Source organism: Zarconia navalis LEGE 11467 (assembly GCF_015207075.1).
Classification (GTDB): domain Bacteria; phylum Cyanobacteriota; class Cyanobacteriia; order Cyanobacteriales; family Geitlerinemataceae; genus Zarconia; species Zarconia navalis.
This window is the reverse complement of the sequence record NZ_JADEXN010000349.1, coordinates 1-5,887: the sequence shown is the minus strand read 5'-3', so window position 1 is coordinate 5,887 and position 5,887 is coordinate 1. Positions and strand designations below refer to the sequence as shown.

Genomic DNA, 5,887 nt, shown 5'->3' with positions numbered 1-5,887 from the left:
GCTGGTTTGGGGGGGCAGCCTCGCTCATTATCTCAACCTGGGGTTAGGGGTAGCGGGTCGGATCGTACCTGTGACCGTCGCGACGTTTGGCTTTCGGGGGGAAGGTTTGCCGATTTGGGTAGCACATCCAGCGGTTATCGCCTTTTTGCAAGGAACGACGATCGCGATCTCTGTCATTTTTTCCATCATCCTGACGCAAAAGATCGCTCGTCAATCAATGCGATCGCTCTTACCCCAACATCTCGGGGCGATCGTTCTGGCGATCGGGTTGTGGTCGATCGTTGTGGGTCAATAATTGAAGCGCGGAAATTGGACGTGCGGAATTCGCAAAGATAGAGAAGATTGAAGAAACTCCGAATTCTCTCAATCTCGATACTGCATGATGATGACGGGAATTTTGAACAAAATCCGTCCCAATTGAGAAATACCAAACTTTAATTTCAGCGATTGTGGCAGTTCGGAGTGGGAGATGGGAACGAAACCCAAACCGGCGTAAAATTTTGCGAGTCGATCGCCCAAACATTCGAGATATAAGGGTTGAGCCGCTCGATCGATCAGGTGCTGCGTCAAGTAAGTTCCCAAGCCGCGACCGCGCCACGATGGTAGAACCACCAAACTCCCCAACTCCTGCGCCTCCGGAAACTCGCGTAACTGAGCCACGGCCACCAGTTTTTCTTCACATTCGATCGTCCAAAATTGCTGCCACCGTAACTGAGTGGGATCGAGTTTCGCTCCCAGCACCATTTTCCGAATTGACCAGATGTCTCGCGCAGTCGCTCGACGGATCCTACACTCATTAGGTAAAGATATCGGAAGGTTATCCATAGCTTATCAAATTCTTTATTTTTACTTTTTTATTTTTGATTCGAGACTTTACGGAAGAGGGTATACTTTGCTTGTAAAGAAAAATATTATTCCTCAATAAGATCTCTTTTGTGGTTAAAATCACTTTCGTAAAAATGATTTCTGTAACTTTAAATACTGAATCCAAAGCTTGTAATTTTAAAAAGTTTATATTTTTTTCGAGTTGCAATTATTTCTGTTTTCAGGTCGATTGCCTCGTATATTCATAATAATGAGTAATTTCACGGATGCGGTTTGGGATAAATGTAGTAGAGTTTTACCAATCGAGAAATAGAACGCCTGTATTTTTCCCCTCTAGACTGCTCGTGGGTGCTCGAAATAAAATATAGAAAGTACGGAAATCCGAAGAAATCAAATCTCTCTAGATTCACCAGATACACAATCTAGAGAACCTGACGAAAGCCGATTGGGTTTCTCATACCACCTTCCACTGACAAATATTTCGATCGATTCTCGCTTGCTGCTCTTTGAACTCTTGACTGACCAAAGAGTTCAAAGAGCAGTCAATCGCGATCGATCCCCATACTCCTGTCTCAATCCACATGAAAAGCGATCTTTACCTATCTTCCGCTAGAGCCAGACCTTTATCCTATACTGCTAAGCCCTCCCAAATCTCCGATCGCGCAGCACTCCAAGGACGCACGTTCCGGGCATTGTTCGTTATGGGAATCGTCAGCCTCGGTCTGGGAATATGCAGCCTGCGGATCGCTCAACTCCAACTCGTGCAGGGCAAAGAACACCGAGCTGCCGCCGAAGACAATCGGGTGCGACTCGTACCGGTTCCTGCCGCGCGAGGTAACATTCTCGACCGAAACGATAAACCCATCGCCATTAGCCGCCTTTCCCGTTCGGTCTACCTGTGGCCGAGGCAACAATCCCGCCGAGAATGGCGCGTGACGGCTACCCAGTTGAGTTCCCTCCTTGACTTATCGACCGATGAGATTCTCGAACAGTTAGAAAAAGCCGGTTTCTCGGCAAATGTCCCCGTCAGAATCCGTCGCGATCTCGATCGAGACACTTTTATTGCCCTGAGCGAACGCACGGCGGAATTCCCCGGTTTGGAAATTCGGGGCGACTCCAGCCGCTACTACCCCCATCAAAATTTTGCCGCTCACCTGCTTGGATATATCGGCGAAGCCACAGAAGACGACTTAAAGGAAAACCCTAACTATCCTATGGGAATGCTCGTCGGCAAAATGGGAGTCGAACGATCGGCAAGGGTGCTTTTAGATGGGCAATGGGGCAATCGACTCATCGAAGTGAATGCTAAAGGAGAGGAAATTCAAGAGTTGGGCACCCAAGAGGCGGAAGCGGGAACGAGTCTGAATCTCACCCTCAACTTAGATCTTCAGAAAACTGCTCAACAAGCCCTGGGAGATCGGCGCGGTGCGGCAGTGGTACTCGATGCCAAAACCGGTGCGGTGCTGGCGATGGCAAGCGCTCCCACCTTCGATCCCAATATTTTCACCCGTCGCGTGGTCGCCGAAGAGTGGGAACGCCTCCAAGGGGTCAATAAACCTTTCCTAAACCGCGCCCTACAAGGCTATCCCCCCGGCAGTACCTTCAAAATCGTGACATCAGTTGCGGGAATGGAGTCGGGTCAGTTTTTCCCCGATTCAGTCCTGGGAACTTCATCCTACATCACCGTTGGGGGTACGCAATTTCACGAACATAGCGGTGGCTACGGCGTTATCGGTTTTTTAGACGCCTTAGCTTACAGCAGCAATACGTTCTTCTATCAGGTGGGAATGGCCGCCGGTCCCGAGGAAATTGCAAAATGGGGCAAGATCCTTGGAATTGGAACGACGGATTTAGAGTTACTCGGACTCGATGGCAGCCTTCCTGGCTCCCTTCCCACCCCCGAAGAGAAAGAGGAACTGTACGGTGAGCCTTGGTATACGGGGGATACGGTGAGTATGTCCATCGGTCAGGGATTAGTGCTGGTTACTCCCCTAGAATTAGCCGTGATGGTTTCCACAGTCGCCAACGGGGGAATGCGGGTCAAGCCCCATCTGCTAGCGCAGCAGACGAATACCGCCGAAACGGAACCGGAACCGACGGGGATCGCACCGGGAACCCTAGACGTGATTCGGGCCGGACTGCAAGCGGTCGTCGAAAGCGGTACGGGTCGATCGCTCAACGATGGTTCGATTCCTCTAACGGCAGGGAAAACCGGAACGGTGGAGGTTCCCGGTCAAGAAGATAACTCGGTGTACGTCGCTTACGGCCCGGCAAGCGATCCCGAAATCGCGATCGCCGTTGTGGTAGAAGAAGGCGGATACGGTTCGAAAGTTGCGGCTCCGATCGCTCACGAATTGTTTAAAACTTATTTTGGCGTGGCTTCTGAGTCTCCTTTGGAGTCGTCGGATTTGCCAGAGTAACGTGTAAGCGCGCCTCCGTTTGTCGATCCCGTTTTCAAGCTCGATTGAGGGGAAAGGGGATCGACCGATCCCATTTTGGAGAAAATCTAAAATTTGGCAGAATGCCCGAATGAAGCGATTCAGTCGAGGGTTGCTCGACACGGGATTGCCTTGGTATCGGTGGGAGAGAATTAAATCACTTTCAGCCAGCCGCGACGGGTGGCATGGAGCAAGCGCTCGATCGTACTTTGTTCGTCTCGGGTGACGGATTTTTCGAGTAACTGTTCTCTAAGCTGCTGCTGTTCGGTATCTGTCAAGCAACCCGTTTTCCACGCACGGGCGAATAATTCTTCTAGGGAGATTTGAGAGCGATCGAGAAACATTTCCATCCGTAGCTGTAAAACTCTGTCATTCTAATATCGCTCCTCATGATGAGTTCGACAGCGATCGAAACCCTAAAAATAAAAGATCTTCATCGGAATGTAAAGTGAGGTCTATTATGAGATCGAGGGATCTAGTGCGAGTTTTCTTGTGTCCGCGATCGCATGGGGGCGCGATCGCGATCGCATTTCAATTCGTGAGACTCGATGCACAATTCGGAAAAACTTCTGTGCGTACAGAAGTTGAGCCTGTTGGCGATTTCGATATGAAGAGATCCGTCTATCGATTCCCTTCTAACTCCCCAAAAGTCCATCGAAGATTCGCCATCGCGATCGAGCGTTTTTCAGAATGGGACGAGCCTGCTCGATCGACTCAGGCGGAAGGAAGCGGTTTTTCCAACTCCGATGCAGCTTTGGTATTGCAAGTTTTCTGACTCCACAAAAACGCTGCCAAACCCACGGCAATATTGGAGAAGCAGGCCGCCGCAAAAATCCCGATCGCACCGAGCCATTGACTGCCTAAATAAGCCAGGGGATGGGGAGAGGGGGAGGACAAGGGAGACAAGGGAGACAAGGGAGAGAATCAGGCTTAACCATTCACGATTCACCATTCACCATTACGTGGCTGGTTCGGTAAACAAAACTTCGTAGAGGTGAAATTCATTTTCAGCGATGCCTTCCCAATAGGGAGACTCCGAACCGAATCCCGGCTGTTTCCTCAGTTCTTCGATCGCCGAAGAGTCGCGCCAATGTCCGTAATTAATCACCCGAGTTCCATCAAAGCTGCGGTGGAAGGTGGCCGAAATCAATTCCGGCAATTCCATAGCGGGTTTGACGTGTTCTTTCGCCAACTCTACCATGGCCGGCTGGTTCTCTGGCGACATCCGAAATTCGGCAATATGAACGACATATTCTCCAGTTTGAATCTGAGGGGTTCCCACTTTCGACTCGGAGATGAAAATTTCGTAAGTGTGGGCATCCGGTGGGGAAAACGTCCGCAGTTTGGCGGCTTTGGCTTGCACGTCGGCATCGTTGAGGAAGGCTTCGTAATCTTCCACGCTTTGCCACTGGGCGTAGTTGGCAACTTTCACGCCATCTAAACTCTTATGAATGCTCGATGAAATAAAGCCCGGTTGTTCCTTGACGGTTTCTAGAAATTCAGCGATGGTTTCGAGAAGTTTGGTTTGGCGATCGGGTTCGACTCGGAAAATAATAATAACCGCGATCGCCTCGTTGTTTGTTGCGAGAGTTGGCATTTTAAAGCCTCCAGATAATATCGATGAACTTAGAATGTCAGGTGGAATGAGGAGAGGATGGGGAGACGGGGAAGAGAATCCGGCTTAACCACGAACCACTAACCCGAATAAGAATTACTGATGCGATCGACGAACACATTTTCCGAGAGGGGCAACCGACCGGGATCGAGACGAGGTTCGGCAGCATAGCCTACAGGAACCAGAACGGCGATCGCCAAATCGGGATCGTCCGCTGCACCAATGACGGCTTTCACCCGATCTTCAATCCAGCCATTCATAAAACAGGTGGATAACCCCAAACTTTCGGCCGCGAGTACTAAATGTGTCGCTGCGATCGTCGCATCTTTGACGGCGTACTCGCGAGTTTTATCTCCCAATCCCCTTTGAAATTGGGGAACGGTGGCTTTAAAGTATTCAATGGCTTTTTCCGGCCATGCCCCATTCTGGCGGGCGGTCTCGTAAATGGGTGTTTGGTCTTTTTTCCAAGCTACCGCATCTGCCCCAAAAACAAATGTTACGGGGGCTTGAACGTTTTGCTGTTGGTTAACTGCAGCCTCGGCTAAGGCAATTCGCCCGGCTTCCGCTTGCACCAAAACGATGCGCCAATCCTGAAGGTTCCAGCTACTCGGGGCTGCTACCGTCAGTTCCACCAATTGTTTGAGTAACTCGGGCGAAATCGGATCGGGCTTGAAACTTTTAATCGAACGACGTTGGCGAATTGCTGTCGGAACGTCTAACGGATTGGCTTGTAAATTTGGATCGGGACTCATGAGATTCTCCAGTTATCAGTTAACACAAACAGTGCAAGCATCTGACTCGCATTCTTCTATCTCCCCCTCACCCGAAGAGGGCGCGCTTCGCAGCCATGCCGTAGGCTATAGCATTTGGACATGTGAGGTGTCGTTTTATCGATGAGATGTCGCTCAAATGCGCGCGCCCCTACAGTGTCTCCCCATCCCCCCATCTCTCCCTCTTCAATTCCGAATTCCGAATTCCGAATTCAAAATTCTCCTCCTCAAACCGATGC

The 5,887-nt window shown here is 50.3% G+C and carries 6 protein-coding genes and 1 pseudogene; 2 read left to right on the top strand and 5 right to left on the bottom strand.

Going from position 1 to position 5,887, the window contains the following annotated elements; translation table 11 throughout:
* Positions 1-295, top strand: a pseudogene (locus IQ235_RS16720) (AAA family ATPase); the annotation flags it as partial.
* A gap of 68 nt (positions 296-363) precedes the next feature.
* On the opposite strand, the gene IQ235_RS16715 reads toward IQ235_RS16720, so the two are convergent.
* Entirely contained in the window at positions 364-744 is a 381-nt protein-coding gene (locus IQ235_RS16715; RefSeq protein WP_319592611.1) for a GNAT family N-acetyltransferase, read from the bottom strand.
* A gap of 662 nt (positions 745-1,406) precedes the next feature.
* Between IQ235_RS16715 and mrdA the strand changes: the two genes are divergently transcribed.
* Entirely contained in the window at positions 1,407-3,245 is a 1,839-nt protein-coding gene (mrdA, locus tag IQ235_RS16710) for a penicillin-binding protein 2 (RefSeq protein ID WP_264322563.1), read from the top strand.
* 170 nt (positions 3,246-3,415) lie between these two features.
* Here mrdA and IQ235_RS16705 read toward each other — a convergent pair whose 3' ends face one another.
* The 4 genes from IQ235_RS16705 to IQ235_RS16690 all read right to left on the bottom strand — a co-directional run bounded on the left by IQ235_RS16705 (position 3,416) and on the right by IQ235_RS16690 (position 5,630).
* The gene (locus IQ235_RS16705) at positions 3,416-3,613 is read right to left on the bottom strand and encodes a hypothetical protein (protein WP_264322562.1); all 198 of its coding nucleotides are present in this window, start codon (positions 3,611-3,613) and stop codon (positions 3,416-3,418) included.
* Between the two features lie 364 nt (positions 3,614-3,977).
* Complete coding sequence (locus IQ235_RS16700; RefSeq protein WP_264322561.1) at positions 3,978-4,169, bottom strand: hypothetical protein; 192 nt, start codon at positions 4,167-4,169, stop codon at positions 3,978-3,980.
* 52 nt (positions 4,170-4,221) lie between these two features.
* On the bottom strand, positions 4,222-4,860 hold the full coding sequence (locus tag IQ235_RS16695) for an antibiotic biosynthesis monooxygenase family protein (RefSeq protein ID WP_264322560.1): 639 nt from the start codon (positions 4,858-4,860) through the stop codon (positions 4,222-4,224).
* A gap of 98 nt (positions 4,861-4,958) precedes the next feature.
* Entirely contained in the window at positions 4,959-5,630 is a 672-nt protein-coding gene (locus IQ235_RS16690) for a nitroreductase family protein (RefSeq protein ID WP_264322559.1), read from the bottom strand.
* Positions 5,631-5,887: the final 257 nt, after the last annotated feature.

Excerpts from the sequence above, each read along its gene's own strand:
- IQ235_RS16715 (WP_319592611.1), bottom strand. The coding sequence starts at position 744 with ATGGTGCTGGGAGCGAAACTCGATCCCACTCAGTTACGGTGGCAGCAA.
- mrdA (WP_264322563.1), top strand. The coding sequence starts at position 1,407 with ATGAAAAGCGATCTTTACCTATCTTCCGCTAGAGCCAGACCTTTATCC.
- IQ235_RS16705 (WP_264322562.1), bottom strand. The coding sequence starts at position 3,613 with ATGGAAATGTTTCTCGATCGCTCTCAAATCTCCCTAGAAGAATTATTC.
- IQ235_RS16695 (WP_264322560.1), bottom strand. The coding sequence starts at position 4,860 with ATGCCAACTCTCGCAACAAACAACGAGGCGATCGCGGTTATTATTATT.
- IQ235_RS16690 (WP_264322559.1), bottom strand. The coding sequence starts at position 5,630 with ATGAGTCCCGATCCAAATTTACAAGCCAATCCGTTAGACGTTCCGACA.